The sequence below is a fragment of the Paraburkholderia saeva genome, from assembly GCF_907164555.1.
GTDB classification, from domain to species: Bacteria; Pseudomonadota; Gammaproteobacteria; order Burkholderiales; family Burkholderiaceae; genus Paraburkholderia; species Paraburkholderia saeva.
This window is the reverse complement of the sequence record NZ_CAJQZC010000002.1, coordinates 217,994-233,798: the sequence shown is the minus strand read 5'-3', so window position 1 is coordinate 233,798 and position 15,805 is coordinate 217,994. Positions and strand designations below refer to the sequence as shown.

Genomic DNA, 15,805 nt, shown 5'->3' with positions numbered 1-15,805 from the left:
GTTTTCAGGGTTCGGGTATCGAACGGAATCAGGCGGCAGCCTGGATGTTCGATGCCTGTTTGCCTTTGGGGCCTTGCACGACCTCGAAGCTTACTTTCTGGCCTTCCTTGAGCGTTTTGAAACCGTTCATCTGGATAGCCGAAAAGTGTGCAAACAGATCCTCACCGCCTTCGTCGGGCGTAATGAATCCGAAACCTTTCGCGTCATTGAACCATTTGACCGTACCAGTTGCCATACCAACTTCCCCTGTAACTCATGTCCCTACCACGAGCCCCTCGAAAAGCTTAACGACCGCAGTTGCTGTCGCTCCTCGTTACAAGCTCACCACGGCATTTTTCCGTTATTCCGACTGGGTGGAAAAAAGTGCCAGCTTGATTGTTGAGGCTCTTAATTCGACTGTCAAGAAAATTTTGAGACGGCCGTAGACACGTTGTAAAGACCCAATTTCCAGGGTTTTTCCTTCTTTTCTTATGTGCGGTGGCGCAAGCGGCGCATCTTGAAAAGACGCATAATCGACTCACATGAGGTTCAGACCAGACGAGCATCGCGGTCGTCTCCAGCCTGATCTGGCGGGTTGTGCGATACTCGTTTCGACTGCAGTTTTTCGGGATGGGTTTCAGGTCAGTCCCGTGAGCCGGATCCGCAATCGGCTCGATGCAGAACTCACGCGTGACAAGGCTGTACGGTCAGGCGGTGGCGAACCGATCGCCGACCAGCCGGTCGGGTTTTGGCAGGATTGCGGGCCTGCCCGGGTTGTTTAGAATTGGATGTATGGCGATTATCCCGGACAAGCAGGACGGCACCGTACTGGAGCGGCAGGAACAGAAGCTGAAACCGCCGGCCATGTACAAGGTGGTGCTGCTGAATGACGACTTCACGCCGATGGAATTCGTCGTGATGGTCGTGCAGGAGTATTTCAATAAAGATCGTGAGACCGCAACGCAGGTGATGTTGAAGGTGCATCGCGAAGGTCGGGGGGTTTGTGGGGTCTACACGCGGGACATCGCGTCGACCAAAGTCGAGCAAGTCGTTACCCACGCACGGCAGGCCGGGCATCCGCTGCAGTGTGTGATGGAGGAAGCATGATTGCCCAGGAACTGGAAGTCAGCCTGCACATGGCGTTCATGGAAGCACGCCAGGCGCGGCACGAGTTCATAACGGTCGAACATCTTTTACTGGCCCTGTTGGACAATCCGACGGCAGCAGAAGTGTTGCGCGCATGCGCGGCCAATATCGAAGACCTGCGTCAGAACCTGCGCAACTTCATTCACGACAACACGCCGACCGTGCCAGGCACGGACGACGTCGATACGCAGCCGACACTCGGCTTCCAGCGCGTGATCCAGCGCGCAATCATGCATGTTCAGTCGACATCGAACGGCAAGAAGGAAGTCACCGGCGCGAACGTTCTCGTCGCGATTTTCGGCGAGAAGGATTCGCACGCGGTCTACTACCTGCAGCAGCAGGGCGTGACGCGTCTGGACGTGGTGAACTTCATCTCGCACGGCATCGCGAAGACGAACAGCACCGACGCCGCGAAAGCGAGCGACGCCAGCGCCGAGTCCGACGAAGCCGCTGCGCAGAAGGAAACCCCGCTTGCACAGTTCACGCAGAACCTGAACCAGATGGCGAAAGACGGCCGCATCGATCCGCTGATCGGACGCGAGTCGGAAGTCGAGCGCGTGGTGCAGGTGCTGTGCCGTCGGCGCAAGAACAATCCGCTGCTGGTCGGTGAGGCCGGCGTCGGCAAGACGGCGATCGCCGAAGGTCTCGCCTGGCGCATCACGCGCGGCGAAGTGCCGGACATTCTTGCGGATGCGCAGGTGTATTCGCTCGACATGGGCGCGCTGCTCGCGGGCACCAAGTATCGCGGCGATTTCGAGCAACGCCTGAAGACGGTTCTCAAGGAACTGAAGGAACGTCCGCACGCGATTCTCTTCATCGACGAAATCCATACGCTGATCGGCGCAGGCGCTGCGTCGGGCGGCACGCTGGACGCGTCGAACCTGCTGAAGCCGGCGCTCTCGTCGGGCACGCTGAAGTGCATCGGCGCGACGACGTTCACGGAATATCGTGGCATCTTCGAAAAGGACGCGGCACTGTCGCGTCGTTTCCAGAAGGTCGACGTGACCGAGCCGACCGTCGAGCAGACCGTGGCGATCCTGCGCGGCCTCAAGTCGCGTTTCGAAGAGCACCACGGCGTGAAGTATTCGTCGGGCGCGCTGAACGCGGCGGCTGAACTGTCGGCGCGCTTCATCACGGATCGTCATCTGCCGGACAAGGCGATCGACGTAATCGACGAAGCGGGCGCGGCACAACGCATCCTGCCGAAGTCGAAGCAGAAAAAGACGATCGGCAAGGGCGAGATCGAGGAAATCATCTCGAAGATCGCGCGTGTGCCGGCGCAAAGCGTGTCGCAGGACGATCGCAGCAAGCTGCAGACGCTCGATCGCGATCTGAAGAGCGTCGTGTTCGGGCAAGACCCGGCGATCGATGCGCTGTCGGCCGCGATCAAGATGGCGCGTGCCGGTCTCGGCAAGCTGGACAAACCGATTGGTGCGTTCCTGTTCTCCGGCCCGACGGGCGTCGGCAAGACCGAAGTGGCGCGGCAACTCGCGTTCACGCTCGGCATCGAGCTGATCCGCTTCGACATGTCGGAATACATGGAACGTCACGCGGTGAGCCGCCTGATCGGGGCGCCGCCGGGATACGTAGGTTTCGACCAGGGTGGTCTCTTGACCGAAGCTGTCACGAAGAAGCCGCATTGCGTGTTGCTGCTCGACGAAATCGAGAAGGCGCATCCGGACATCTACAACGTGCTGCTGCAGGTGATGGACCACGGCACGCTGACGGACAACAACGGCCGCAAGGCAGACTTCCGCAACGTCATCATCATCATGACGACGAATGCGGGCGCTGAGTCGATGAACAAGTCGACGATCGGCTTCACGACGCGCCGCGAAACCGGCGACGAAATGGTCGATATCAAGCGCATGTTCACGCCGGAGTTCCGTAACCGTCTGGACGCGACAATCAGCTTCCGCTCGCTCGATGAAGAAATCATCATGCGCGTGGTCGACAAGTTCCTGATGCAGCTCGAAGACCAGTTGCACGAGAAGAAGGTCGACGCGCTCTTCACCGACGCGCTGCGCGCGCATCTCGCGAAGCACGGTTTCGATCCGCTGATGGGCGCACGTCCGATGCAGCGTCTGATCCAGGACACGATCCGTCGTGCGCTGGCTGATGAACTGCTGTTCGGCAAGCTGATGAGCGGTGGTCGCGTGACGGTCGACGTCGATGCTGAAGACAAGGTGCAGTTGACCTTCGACGAAACACCGGCGCCGCGCAATCCGAATCCGGAAGCGATCGAAGTCGAGTAACGCTTGGGCTTAAGGTGTAGTTCAAAAGCAGAACGGCGCGGGTTAAACCCCGCGCCGTTCTGCTTTTTGCATTTGCGTGCGAAAAGCGAACGCGTTCAGTGCTTGCCCGTGCTGCCGAAACCGCCGGCACCGCGCGTGCTTTCTTCGAAGTCGTCCACGATGTTGAATTCGGCCTGCACGACCGGCACGATCACGAGTTGCGCGAGGCGCTCCATCGGGTTCAGCGTGAACTCGGTCTGGCCACGGTTCCACGTCGAAATCATCAGTTGCCCCTGGTAATCCGAATCGATCAGGCCGACCAGGTTGCCGAGCACGATGCCGTGCTTGTGACCGAGACCCGAGCGCGGCAGGATAAGCGCTGCATAACCCGGATCGCCGACGTGAATCGCGAGGCCTGTCGGCACCAGGGCAGTTTCGCCGGGCTTCAGCGTCAACGGTTCATCGATACAGGCGCGCAGGTCGAGGCCCGCACTGCCGGTGGTCGCGTAGGCGGGCAACTGCTCGCGCATGCGCGCGTCGAGAATCTTCAGGTCGAGTTTCATGCAGGTTCGTGTTGAATTAAAAAAACCTCAGCGCGCCAGCTGGAACGCTTCGGCAAGAAGTTCATAAGAGCGAAGACGTGCGCGATAGCTGCCGGCGACGGTCAGGACGATCAGCTCATCGGCCTGGAACTGTTCCTGGATGGCGAGCATTCGCGCCGTGACGCTTTCCGGCGTGCCAATGATGCTTCGCGGCTTTTCTCGCGAGATCACGAGCTGTTCGCGCTCGCCGTATTCCTGCGCGACGCCCTGTTCGATCGACGGAATCGGCGCGTTCAAACCGTATGCCATCTGCACGCGCCGCAGGTCGACAGCTTTTTCGAGGTCGGCGGCTTCCTGCTCGGTATCCGCGCAGATCACGAAGACGGCGGCGGCAAGATAGGGCTTCGCTTCGTTGCCGGCCGTGAAGCGCTCGCGATATACCTGCGCGACCTGGTGGCCGAAGTGCGCGTTGATGAAATGCGCAAACGAAAAACGCAGACCCAGCTGCGCAGCCAGCATGCCGCCGAAGTCGCTGGAGCCGAGTACCCACAACTGCGGACGGGTTTCGACGGCCGGCTGCAGCAGCACGCCGTACGCGACGTGTTCCGGCGGCAGCGTGCCGTTCATCAGCCCGACGAGATCGGCAACCTGCTGCGGGAAAATATCGCCGCGGTTATACGTGCCGGCGGCCACCGCCTGCGCGGTACGCATGTCGCCGCCCGGCGCGCGTCCCACGCCCAGATCGATCCGGCTCGGAAAGAGCGCCTCCAGCATCAGGAACTGTTCGGCGAGCTTGAACGGACTGTAGTACGGCAGCATGACGCCACCCGAACCGAGCCGGATGCGTTTCGTCACGCTGCCGAGCCGCGCGAGCATGACTTCCGGGCATGGGTTCGACACGCCGCGCAGGCCGTGATGTTCGGCACACCAGTAGCGCGTGTAGCCGAGGTCGTCGGCGAGTTGTGCGAGTTCGACGGTAGCGGCCACGGCGTCCGCGACCGAATGCCCGTCGATGACCGGGGTTTGATCGAGCACGGAAAGTAGCGTCATGGTTCCGCTCCGGTTCAGGATGAATACAACGCGCGCCGCGTCACGTCAGTTACGAGATGAGGCGCGTATCCGGCAGGCGCTTCGCGATTTCGGCGATCAGCGCGCGCGCGAGCGTCTGCTTGTCCGCGCGCGGCAGTTTCGTCGCGCCTTTGGCTTCGAAGAGAACGACTTCGTTGTCGTCGAGGCCGAAGGTCTGCGGGCCGAGATTGCCGATCAGCAACGGCACGTTCTTGCGCACGCGCTTTTCTTCACCGTGTACGTCGAGATTTCCGCTCTCGGCCGCAAAGCCGATGCAAAAGGGCGGATGCGGCAGCTTCGCCACCGAGGCCAGAATGTCCGGATTCTCGACGAACGTGAACACAGGCAAAGACTTGTCCGCATTCTTCTTGATCTTGTGTTCGGCGACGTGATCGATGCGCCAGTCGGCTACCGCAGCGACGCCGATGAAGATGTCGTAACCGGACACGGCGCGCATGACCGCGTCATGCATCTGCTGCGCGGTCTGCACGTCCTCGCGATACACGCCCCATGGCGTCTCCAGCGCAACCGGACCGGCGACGAGATGGACTTCCGCGCCCGCCTGCTGCGCGGCGCGTGCAAGCGCGAAGCCCATCTTGCCGCTCGAACGGTTCGTGATGCCGCGCACCGGATCGAGCGGTTCGAACGTCGGACCCGCGGTCAGCAGCACGCGGCGGCCGGCGAGGATCTTTGGCGTGAAAAACGATGCGATCGCTTCGTAGGTGGCTTCGGGTTCGAGCATGCGCCCGTCGCCGGTTTCGCCGCACGCCTGCGCGCCCGAGTCCGGGCCGAGCACTTCGATGCCGTCGGCGCGCAACTGGGCAACGTTGCGTTGCGTCGCCGGATTCATCCACATCTGGCGGTTCATCGCCGGCACGACGAGGAGCGGACAGTCGCGCGCCACGCACAGCGTGGACAGCAGATCGTCGGCCATGCCGTGGGCGAGCTTCGCGAGGAAATCCGTCGATGCCGGCGCGATCACGATCGCGTCAGCTTCGCGCGACAGATCGATGTGCGGCATGTTGTTGTCGATGCGCGTGTCCCACTGGCTCGTGTAGACAGGCCGGCCGGAGAGCGCCTGCATCGTGACCGGCGTGATGAACTGCGTGGCCGCTTCGGTCATCGCGACCTGCACGGTGGCGCCTGCCTTCGTCAGGAGGCGCGTGAGTTCAGCGATCTTGTAACAGGCGATGCCGCCCGTCATGCCGAGGACGAGATGTTTTCCAGCGAGTTCTGCGGTTGCCAACGCGAGCCTCCGACAAAGCATGACGGCCGGCGCGCCTTTGGGTGCAGGTCGCGCCGGCCTGGATACCGATGATCAGCGCGCGCCGCGCACGCGCCGCAGTTCATCGAACACGAGCAAGGCGGCGCCAATCGTGATCGCGCTGTCGGCGATATTGAACGCCGGCCAGTGCCATGCGCGCACGTGAAAATCGAGAAAGTCGATCACGTGGCCGTAGACCAGCCGGTCGATCACGTTACCGAGCGCGCCGCCCAGAATGAGTGCCAGCGCCGTGCAGAACATCTTCTGGTTGCCGTGGCGCTTCAGCAGATAGCAGATTACCAGCGCCGCGATCACGCCGAGCGCCGTGAACACCCAGCGCTGCCAGCCGCCGGCCGCCGCGAGAAAGCTGAACGCCGCGCCGCGGTTGTACACGAGCACGAGATTGAAGAACGGCGCCAGCGGGACCGACTGGCCGTACGCAAGCACCTTCGCAATTGCGATCTTCGACAGCTGGTCGAACAGGATGACGATCAGCGCGACGCCCAGCCACGGCGCCAGCGACGACCCGCCGGCGGGTTTCGACATCGTTCTGGCCATTATGCCGCGCTCCTTTCTTCGCCGCTGCCGAAGAGGTTGCTGAAGCACCGGCCACAGAGCGTCGGGTGATCGGCATGCGCGCCGACGTCCGCGCGATAGTGCCAGCAGCGTTCGCACTTCAGATACTTCGAGGCGATGACTTCGACGCCTTCTTCCTCGACGGTCTCGACCTTCACGACGGTCGCAGCCGACGTGATCAGCACGAACTTGAGGTCGTCGCCGAGACTCGTCAGTGCGTCGTAACGCGCGCCGCTCGCGCGGATTTCGACTTCCGCCTGCAGCGACGAGCCGATCAGGTTCGCGACGCGCGCTTCTTCCAGCGCCTTCGTCACGCTGCCGCGCACTTCGCGCAGCAGCGTCCACTTGTCGACGAGCGCCGCCGATTGCGGCACTTCCGGCCACGTGTGATACGTCTCCGTGAAGATCGTTTCGTTCGACGGCTGGAAGATCTTCCAGGCTTCTTCGGCGGTGAACGACAGGAACGGCGCCATCAGACGCAGCAGACCGTGCGCGATGTGATACAGCGCCGTCTGTGCCGAACGGCGTGCGACGGAGTCGGTGGCCGTGGTGTAGAGGCGATCCTTCAGCACGTCGAGATAGAAACCGCCGAGATCTTCGGAGCAGAACGTCTGCAGCTTCGCGACGACCGGGTGGAACTCGTACTTCTCGTAGTGCGCGAGCACGTCGGCCTGCAGGCCGGCCGCCATCGCAACCGCGTAACGGTCGATTTCGAGCCAGTCTTCGACCGGGCGCGCATCTTTCGCGAAGTCGAAATCCGACAGGTTCGCGAGCAGGAAGCGCAGCGTGTTGCGGATGCGACGATAGCCTTCCGTCACACGCTTCAGGATTTCCTCGGAGATCGCGAGTTCGCCCGAATAGTCGGTCGAGGCGATCCACAGGCGGATGATTTCCGCGCCGAGACGGTTCGCCACTTCGTGCGGATCGATACCGTTGCCGAGCGACTTGCTCATCTTGCGGCCTTCGCCGTCGACGGTGAAGCCATGCGTCAAGAGCGCGTTGTACGGCGGACGGCCGTCGAGCATCGAAGCCGTCAGCAGCGACGAGTGGAACCAGCCGCGATGCTGGTCCGAACCTTCGAGATACAGGTCGGCCGGGAACTGCAGTTCGTCCTTGTGCGAGCCGCGCAGCACATGCCAGTGCGTCGTGCCCGAATCGAACCAGACGTCGAGCGTGTCGCGGTTCTTTTCGTACAGGTTCGCGTCGTCGCCGAGCAGCTCGCGCGGATCGAGCGACTGCCACGTTTCGATGCCGCCCTGCTCGACGCGCTTCGCGACTTCTTCGAGCAGTTCCAGCGTGCGCGGATGCAGTTCGCCCGTTTCCTTGTGCACGAAGAACGCCATCGGCACGCCCCACTGACGTTGACGCGACAGCGTCCAGTCAGGGCGGTTCGCGATCATGCTGAAGAGGCGCTGCTTGCCCCACGAAGGATAAAACGCGGTGTTTTCGATGCCTTCGAGCGCGGTTTCGCGCAGCGTCCTGTCCGTGTCGTTCGGCTTGACGTCCATCCCGGCAAACCACTGTGACGTTGCGCGATAGATGATCGGCGTCTTGTGGCGCCAGCAATGCATGTAGCTGTGCGTGTACTTTTCGGTGCGTAGTAGCGTCCCGGCTGCTTCGAGCGCCTCGACGATCTTCGGATTCGCCGCCCAGATCGACAGCCCGCCGAAGAGCGCGAGCGATTCGATGTAGCGGCCATCGCCCATCACCGGACCGATGATGTCGGAGTCCGCCATGCCATGCGCCTTGCTCGACACGAAGTCTTCCACGCCGTACGCCGGCGACGAGTGCACGATGCCCGTACCCGTTTCGGTCGTCACGTAGTCGCCGAGATAGACCGGCGACGTGCGGCGATAGTCCGGATGGGCGGACGCGAGCGGATGACGGAAACGCACGTTCGCGAGGTTCGCACCCGGTGCGGTCGCGATCACGTGGCCTTCCAGACCGTATTGCTTCAGGCACGCCTCGACGCGCTCCTCAGCGAGAATCAGCAGGCCACGCGGCGTATCGACGAGCGCGTACGTGATCTCCGGATGGACGTTCAGCGCCTGGTTGGCGGGAATCGTCCACGGCGTCGTGGTCCAGATGACGATGCCGCCTTCGCTGCGCGGCAGCGCCGCAAGGCCGAACGCCTGCGCGGTTTTTTCCGGTTCGGCGAAGCTGAACAGCACGTCGATCGTCGGATCGGTCTTGTCCTTGTATTCGACTTCCGCTTCGGCTAGCGCCGAACCGCAGTCGAAGCACCAGTTCACCGGCTTCAGGCCGCGGAACACGTAGCCTTTTTCGATAATCTTCGCGAGCGCGCGGATTTCGCCGGCTTCATTCGCGAAGTTCATCGTCCTGTACGGATTGTCCCAGTCGCCGAGCACACCGAGACGGCGGAACCCGACCTTCTGCTTTTCGATCTGCTCGCTCGCGTAGGCGCGCGCCTTCTGCATCACTTCGATGGCCGGAAGCGACTTGCCGAACTGTTTTTCGATCTGGATTTCGATCGGCATGCCGTGGCAATCCCAGCCCGGCACATAGACCGCGTCGAAGCCCGCGAGATTGCGCGCCTTGACGATCATGTCCTTCAGGATCTTGTTCACCGCGTGGCCGAGGTGGATGTCGCCGTTCGCATACGGCGGGCCGTCGTGCAGGATGAACTTCTTGCGGCCCTTTGAGGCGGCGCGGATCTTTTCGTAGATCTTGCGTTCCTGCCACTCCTTCACCCATTGCGGTTCGCGCTTCGGCAGGTCGCCGCGCATCGGGAACGGGGTGTCGAGCAGGTTGACCGGGTAGCGGGACTGCGGTTTCGAATCGGCTTTCTTGTTGCTCATGATCAGGTCGCGGTGAATGCTGTGTGTCGCGGAGTACGCGGGGCGTGGCGCGCATCAGGCAGGCTGGTCGCGTGGGCGACTGGCGCTGTCCGCTGCGCGCGGCGAGGGTACGTGCTGCGCTTGCAGCCGCACGTACCGCGGCGGTTATCTAATTCGGTCGGTGGCCGAGGTGGCGAAGCCGGTCGAGCGGCTACCCGGCGCATGCGCGCCGACGGCGGCAAACCACGCGCGCGCGTTCGCGACGTCGCGCGAGATTGCGGCGGTCAGCGTTTCGAGGTCGACGTATTTTTCCTCGTCGCGCAGCTTCTTCAGGAATTCGACGCGCACGAGTTTGCCATACGCGTCGCCGTGCCAGTCGAGCAGGTGCACTTCGAGCAGCACACGGCCGGAATCGTCGACGGTCGGACGCAGCCCGAGGCTCGCGACGCCCGGCAGCGGCTCGTCCGCCACGCCGTGCACGCGCACCACGAAAATGCCCGCGAGCGCCGGCCGCTTGTGCGCAATCGGCAGGTTCAGGGTGGGAAAACCGAGATCGCGGCCGAGCTTCATGCCGTGCACGACGTGGCCGCTGATCAGGTAGTCGCGGCCCAGCGCGGCACGTGCCGAATCGAGATCGCCCGCGACCAGCGCCGCACGCACGCCGGAGCTGGAAATCCGCGCGCCCGACGGATCGGCGACGGTCGCCATCTGCTCGACTTCGAAGCCGTGCTGTTCGCCCGCCGCCTTCAGCGAATTGAAGTCGCCGGCGCGCTTCGCGCCGTAGCGGAAGTCGTCGCCAATCATCACCCAGCGCGCGTGCAGGCCGTTCACGATGATCCGCTCGACGAACGAATCCGGTGACTGGCCGGCAAATGTCTGGTTGAAATGCTCGACGACGACCCGGTCGACACCGTTCATGCGTAGCGCTTCGAGCTTGTCGCGCAGCATCGCGATGCGCGGCGGTGCGCCGGCCGGATTGAAGAATTCGCGTGGGTGCGGCTCGAAGGTCATCACGCAGACGGGCAGGCCCCGCGCATCGGCGGCCGCGCGGACGTGCGCGAGCAAAGCCTGATGGCCGCGGTGGACACCGTCGAAGTTGCCGATGGTCAGTGCGCACGGCGCACGGCTTTCAGCATTGGGAAGACCGCGGAAGACTCTCACGATAGCGGGTGTGGCGAGTTTGAGTAGAGTGGGCCAGATGCCGCAAAACACACGATTATAAACGCTCAGGGCTCAGCACGGCGCCGCGGCCCGGTTTGCAGGCCCCCTGAATGTTAAAATCCGCGGATGAAAAAACTCGTCATCCTGATTTCCGGACGGGGAAGCAACATGGAAGCCATTGTCCGCGCCTGTTCGCGCGAGCGCTGGCCGGCCGAGGTCGCCGCCGTGATTGCCAACCGTCCAGACGCCGCGGGTCTTGCTTTCGCGGCGTCGCAAGGCATTGCCACGGTGGTCGTCGACCACCGCCAGTTTCCTGACCGCGAGGCGTTCGACGCCGCGCTCGCTGCTGAAATCGACCGCTTTTCGCCCGATCTGCTGGCGCTTGCCGGCTTCATGCGCGTGCTCACGCCGGGTTTCGTCGACCATTACGCTGGACGGATGCTCAACGTGCATCCGTCGCTGTTGCCGAGCTTTGCCGGCCTGAAAACCCATCAGCAGGCGCTCGACGCAGGCGTACGCCTGCACGGCGCGTCTGTGCATTTTGTCACGTCGCAGCTGGATCATGGGCCGATCGTGATCCAGTCGGCCGTGCCGGTGCTGGCCGGCGACGACGCTACGGCGCTGGCCGCGCGCGTGCTTTCCGCCGAACATGTCATTTATCCGCGTGCCGTGCGCTGGTTCGTCGAAGGGCGTCTTGCGCTCGACGGGCTGCGCGTCACGCTTACGCCGCCGGAAGAGCCCCAATGGCTCTTCGCCGGTCAAACCGCCGGGGAGGGCGTATGAGGCTTCATGGTTTTCTGATTGGACAAACTGAAACACTGCTTGCGGACGTTCTGAAGTTCGCGGGTCCCGCCGACGCCGCCACGAGCCGCTTTTTCCGCGCGCATCCGAAGCTCGGCCATAGCGAGCGCGGTGTGATCGCCGAAGCGGTGTTCGCGGTACTGCGTCGCCGGATGGAGTTCGCGCATCTGGCCGAAAGCGGCACGGGCAGCCCGGCGCGGCGTCTTGCGCTGCTTGGGCTGATGCAGACGGCAGGGCGCTCGGCGATCAGGCCGTTTGTCTCCGAAGCCGAATCGACGTGGCTCGAGCACGTCTCGAAGATCGATCCGGAAAGCCTGCCGCTGCGGATTCGCCTGAATCTGCCCGACTGGATCTATCAGGCGCTGTCGAAGCGCTTCGAACCCGCGGAACTGGCGCAGCTCGCCGCGGCGCTGAACTATCCGGCGCCGCTCGATCTGCGCGCCAACCCGATCAAGGCGAGCCGCGACGACCTCCTCGAAGCGCTCGGCACGGCCGGCATCGAAGCCGGCGGTACGCCGTTCGCGCCGTTCGGCGTGCGCGTGGTCGGCAAGCCGCCGCTTACGAAGCTCGATGCGTTCCAGAACGGCTGGGTCGAAGTGCAGGATGAGGGCAGCCAGCTGCTGTGTTCGCTCGTCGCGCCGAAGCGTGGCGAGATGATCGTCGACTTCTGCGCGGGCGCGGGCGGCAAGACGCTCGCACTCGGCGCCGCGATGCGCTCGACGGGCCGTCTTTACGCGTTCGACATCTCGGAGCGGCGTCTCGCGAAGCTGAAACCGCGCCTTGCACGCAGCGGTCTGTCGAACGTGAATCCGGTGCTGATCGACAGTGAACACGACGCGAAGATCAAGCGCCTCGCGGGCAAGATCGACCGCGTGCTGGTGGACGCGCCGTGCAGCGGCCTTGGCACGCTGCGTCGCAATCCGGACCTGAAGTGGCGCCAGTCGCCGGAGTCGGTCGCCGAACTGGCGCCGAAGCAGGCGTCGATTCTGGCGAGCGCGGCACGTCTCGTGAAGAAGGGCGGCCGGCTCGTGTACGCGACGTGCAGCATTCTCGAAGCCGAGAACGAGGCGGTCGTGAAGCAGTTCCTCGCCGATCATCCGGACTTCGTGCTGATCCCGGCCGGCGAGGTGCTCGCCGAACAGCGTATCGATCTGCCGATGGGCGACTACCTGTCTCTCTGGCCGCATCTGCACGCGACCGACGGGTTCTTTGCCGCCGTGATGGAACGCCGGGCGACGGCTGCTGCTGCCGCACCTGCTGCCCCCGCATCTGTCGAAGCGACCGACGCCACCGACGCGACGGAGTAACCCCGGGAGCGCCCGCCGCGTCACACGCGGCCGGGCGCCGCAAGGGCACGGACAATCATGGAAGAACATCTCTTCTCTCACATGCCCGCCGACATCGTGCGCGACCTGGGTCAGCCGGTGATCCTGTGGCAGGCGGCGATCCTGCTCTCCACGCTGGCCGTTGCGTGGATCGTCTCGCGGCTCCTGCGCCGCACGCTCGACCTGCGGCGCCAGACGCGTTACCAGAAGCTGCATTTCGGCGCGGAAAGCCTCAACAAGGCCTTCTTTCCGCTCGTCGGCGGCGTGTTCGTGTGGCTCGCGAGCACGATCGCCGCGCATTTCATGCACACGTCGCTGCTCGATCTCGCGCTCGTGCCGCTCTTCGGTATCAGCCTGATCTACATCGCGTTCTATTTCGCGCGTCGCGTCTTCAGCACCGACGGCGAGGCGCACGGCCTGCTGTTCCTCGTCGAGAAGGTTGTCTCGGTGGTCGTCTGGATCGGCATGGTGCTGACGGTGATGGGCATCCAGGACAGCGTGCTCGCGTGGATGGGCAGCGTGAAATTCCGCGTCGCGAACGCGCACATGACGCTGTTGTCGCTGTCGACGGGCCTTCTGTGGGTCTGCGTCACGATGATGGTGGCAATGTGGCTCGGCTCGGCGTTCGAAGACCGCGTGACGCGCTCGACCACGCTCGATGCGAACCTCAAGGTCGTGCTCGCGCGCGTCGGACGAGCGCTCCTGATGTTGGCCGCGATCCTCATCAGTCTGTCGCTCGTGGGTATCGACGTAACGGTCCTCGGCGTGTTCGGTGGCGCGCTCGGTGTCGGGCTGGGGTTTGGTCTGCAGAAGATTGCGAGCAATTACGTGTCAGGCTTCATCATCCTGATCGACCGGTCGCTGCGCATCGGCGACACAATCAACGTGACAGGCCTGCAGGGCATGGTGACGCAGATCCGCACACGTTATACGGTCGTGCGCGGACTCGACGGGATCGAAGCGTTGATCCCGAACGAGAAACTCATCACCGACGTCGTGCAGAACCAGTCGTCCTATCTGACGCGCGGTTATGCGAAGGCCGCAGTGCAGATCGCCTACACGTCTGATCTCGATCAGGCGATGGCGCTGCTCGCCGAAGCCGCCAAAGACGTACCGCGCGTGCTGCAGGAGCCGGCACCGACGCCGTACCTGACCGGCTTCGGCCCGGATGGCGTCAACCTCGAACTCGGATACTGGATCGAGAACGCCGCGCAGGGCACTTCAGGCGTGCGCTCGGCAATCAATCTGAATATCTGGCGGCTCTTCGCGGCCAACGGTATCTCCATCCCGTTCGCGCAACGCGAAGTGCGGATCGTTGGGGGCAGCGACATGCTGTCGCAGGCGGTAACTCTGACCGGGCGAGCCGCAGACAATGCGGACAACGGCGCCTGATATGGCGGGGCGGTGTTGCCGCCCCTGATTCACTGCCCGAATTGCCTGGAATCTGGACTTTCGGCATGCATATTTTTTGCCTTGCTACAAAAAAATCCTCATTTGTTACAAACACTTGGAACGGTTCTAGTAAAATGCCGTCGAATCCTGATGCATGCTTTCACTTTCTTGACATCGGCCTTCTCGGTGGATGTCGCACGTCACACAGGTAAACTGACTTGTTGAATTCCCTGCTCGACTTTCTTGCCCACGGCCTGCTTCGCCTCTCGTGGTGGCAACTCGTGCTTTATACGCTGGCGGTGACGCACGTCACGATCGTCGGCGTGACGGTCTATCTGCATCGCTGCCAGGCGCATCGTGCGCTGGATCTGCATCCTGTCGTCAGTCACTTTTTCCGTTTCTGGCTGTGGATGACTACAGGCATGCTGACGGCGCAATGGGCTGCGATTCACCGCAAGCATCACGCGAAGTGCGAGACCGAAGAAGATCCGCACAGCCCGCAGACTCGCGGCATCTGGAAGGTGCTGCTTGAAGGCGCGGAGCTGTATCGCGTTGAAGCGAAGAACGAAGAAACGCTGCGCAAGTTCAGCCACGGCACGCCGAACGACTGGATCGAACGCAACGTCTACACGAAGTATCCGATCCTCGGCATCAGTGTGTTGATGGTGATCGACGTTGCGTTGTTCGGCATCGTCGGCCTGAGCGTGTGGGCCGTGCAAATGATCTGGATTCCGTTCTGGGCGGCTGGCGTCGTGAACGGTCTGGCGCACTGGTGGGGTTACCGTAACTTCAACTCGTCGGATGCGAGCACGAACATCTTCCCGTGGGGCATCCTGATCGGCGGCGAAGAACTGCATAACAACCATCACACGTATGCCACGTCGGCGAAGCTGTCGAACAAATGGTACGAGTTCGACATCGGCTGGATGTATATCCGCATCATGTCGGCGTTCAGGCTGGCCAAGGTGAAGAAGATCGCGCCGACCCCGCGTCTCACGTCGGGCAAGCTGGTGCTCGATCAGGACACGCTGCAGGCTGTGCTCGCGAACCGCTACGAAGTGATGGCACGTTACGGCAAGGCCCTCAAGCGCGCGTATCGGCAGGAACTGGCTCACCTGAAAGAAGTAGGGGCACGCGAGAAGTATCAATTGATGCGCGGTGCACGCAAGTGGGTCCACAAGGAAGAAGACGGCCTCGACGAACCGCAGAAGCGTCAGTTGCCGCAGCTTTTCGCAAACAGCCAGAAACTGCGCACGTACATCGAACTGCGTAGCGAGCTTGCGGCGATGTGGGAGCGCTCCAACGCATCGCGCGAACAGTTGCTGGTGCAGCTGCAGGACTGGTGTCATCGTGCCGAACAAAGCGGTATCAAGGCGCTGCAGGAATTTGCGCTGCGACTTCGTCGTTATGCCTGATCCCGGCTAATCCCGAAATACTTTAAAATTTGGGAACGTCACAAAACCCCGCGTTGGCGGGGTTTTGCTTTTTGGGCTGCGGAAAAGGTGCGCAAAGTGCGTAC

General features: G+C 62.7%; 13 protein-coding genes. 6 read left to right on the top strand and 7 right to left on the bottom strand.

The features are described 5' to 3' along the window. Positions 1 to 28 precede the first annotated feature (28 nt). The gene (gene cspD, locus LPA36_RS05245; protein WP_017776809.1) at positions 29 to 235 is read right to left on the bottom strand and encodes a cold shock domain-containing protein CspD; all 207 of its coding nucleotides are present in this window, start codon (positions 233 to 235) and stop codon (positions 29 to 31) included. Positions 236 to 771: 536 nt separating this feature from the next. On the opposite strand from cspD, the gene clpS reads away from it, so the two are divergent. Next, positions 772 to 1,086 carry an ATP-dependent Clp protease adapter ClpS gene (gene clpS, locus LPA36_RS05240; RefSeq protein ID WP_228875618.1) on the top strand — a complete coding sequence of 105 codons (315 nt, stop codon included), beginning with the start codon at positions 772 to 774 and terminating at the stop codon, positions 1,084 to 1,086. Further along, a complete protein-coding gene (gene clpA, locus LPA36_RS05235) occupies positions 1,083 to 3,380 on the top strand; it encodes an ATP-dependent Clp protease ATP-binding subunit ClpA (RefSeq protein ID WP_228875083.1) in 2,298 nt (765 codons plus the stop codon). Before clpS ends, clpA begins: the two co-directional genes overlap by 4 nt. Before the next feature lie 95 nt (positions 3,381 to 3,475). Here the strand turns inward: clpA and dut are convergent, their stop codons facing one another. The 6 genes from dut to LPA36_RS05205 all read right to left on the bottom strand — a co-directional run bounded on the left by dut (position 3,476) and on the right by LPA36_RS05205 (position 10,768). Then, positions 3,476 to 3,922 carry a dUTP diphosphatase gene (gene dut / locus LPA36_RS05230; RefSeq protein ID WP_228875082.1) on the bottom strand — a complete coding sequence of 149 codons (447 nt, stop codon included), beginning with the start codon at positions 3,920 to 3,922 and terminating at the stop codon, positions 3,476 to 3,478. Positions 3,923 to 3,949: 27 nt separating this feature from the next. Continuing rightward, positions 3,950 to 4,951, bottom strand: a complete 1,002-nt coding sequence (locus LPA36_RS05225; protein WP_228875081.1) for an LLM class flavin-dependent oxidoreductase — start codon at positions 4,949 to 4,951, stop codon at positions 3,950 to 3,952. A gap of 49 nt (positions 4,952 to 5,000) precedes the next feature. Further along, complete coding sequence (gene coaBC / locus LPA36_RS05220) at positions 5,001 to 6,215, bottom strand: bifunctional phosphopantothenoylcysteine decarboxylase/phosphopantothenate--cysteine ligase CoaBC (RefSeq protein ID WP_228875080.1); 1,215 nt, start codon at positions 6,213 to 6,215, stop codon at positions 5,001 to 5,003. A gap of 72 nt (positions 6,216 to 6,287) precedes the next feature. Then, a complete protein-coding gene (lspA, locus tag LPA36_RS05215) occupies positions 6,288 to 6,791 on the bottom strand; it encodes a signal peptidase II (protein WP_228875079.1) in 504 nt (167 codons plus the stop codon). Continuing rightward, positions 6,791 to 9,628, bottom strand: coding sequence for an isoleucine--tRNA ligase (gene ileS / locus LPA36_RS05210; RefSeq protein ID WP_228875078.1), 2,838 nt, complete (start codon positions 9,626 to 9,628; stop codon positions 6,791 to 6,793). The genes lspA and ileS overlap by 1 nt, the downstream gene beginning before the upstream one ends. A 144-nt stretch (positions 9,629 to 9,772) precedes the next feature. Further along, on the bottom strand, positions 9,773 to 10,768 hold the full coding sequence (locus LPA36_RS05205) for a bifunctional riboflavin kinase/FAD synthetase (protein WP_228875077.1): 996 nt from the start codon (positions 10,766 to 10,768) through the stop codon (positions 9,773 to 9,775). 126 nt (positions 10,769 to 10,894) lie between these two features. On the opposite strand from LPA36_RS05205, the gene purN reads away from it, so the two are divergent. The 4 genes from purN (at position 10,895) to LPA36_RS05185 (ending at position 15,701) form a co-directional block, all read left to right on the top strand. Next, the gene (purN, locus tag LPA36_RS05200) at positions 10,895 to 11,551 is read left to right on the top strand and encodes a phosphoribosylglycinamide formyltransferase (RefSeq protein WP_228875076.1); all 657 of its coding nucleotides are present in this window, start codon (positions 10,895 to 10,897) and stop codon (positions 11,549 to 11,551) included. After that, positions 11,548 to 12,876 (top strand): RsmB/NOP family class I SAM-dependent RNA methyltransferase, encoded by a 1,329-nt coding sequence (locus tag LPA36_RS05195; RefSeq protein ID WP_228875075.1) that lies wholly within the window; start codon positions 11,548 to 11,550, stop codon positions 12,874 to 12,876. The genes purN and LPA36_RS05195 overlap by 4 nt, the downstream gene beginning before the upstream one ends. Before the next feature lie 57 nt (positions 12,877 to 12,933). Continuing rightward, positions 12,934 to 14,286: a mechanosensitive ion channel family protein gene (locus LPA36_RS05190; protein WP_228875074.1), complete on the top strand. Its 1,353-nt coding sequence runs from the start codon at positions 12,934 to 12,936 to the stop codon at positions 14,284 to 14,286. 218 nt (positions 14,287 to 14,504) lie between these two features. Continuing rightward, entirely contained in the window at positions 14,505 to 15,701 is a 1,197-nt protein-coding gene (locus LPA36_RS05185) for a DesA family fatty acid desaturase (protein WP_228875073.1), read from the top strand. The last annotated feature ends 104 nt before the right edge of the window (positions 15,702 to 15,805 follow it).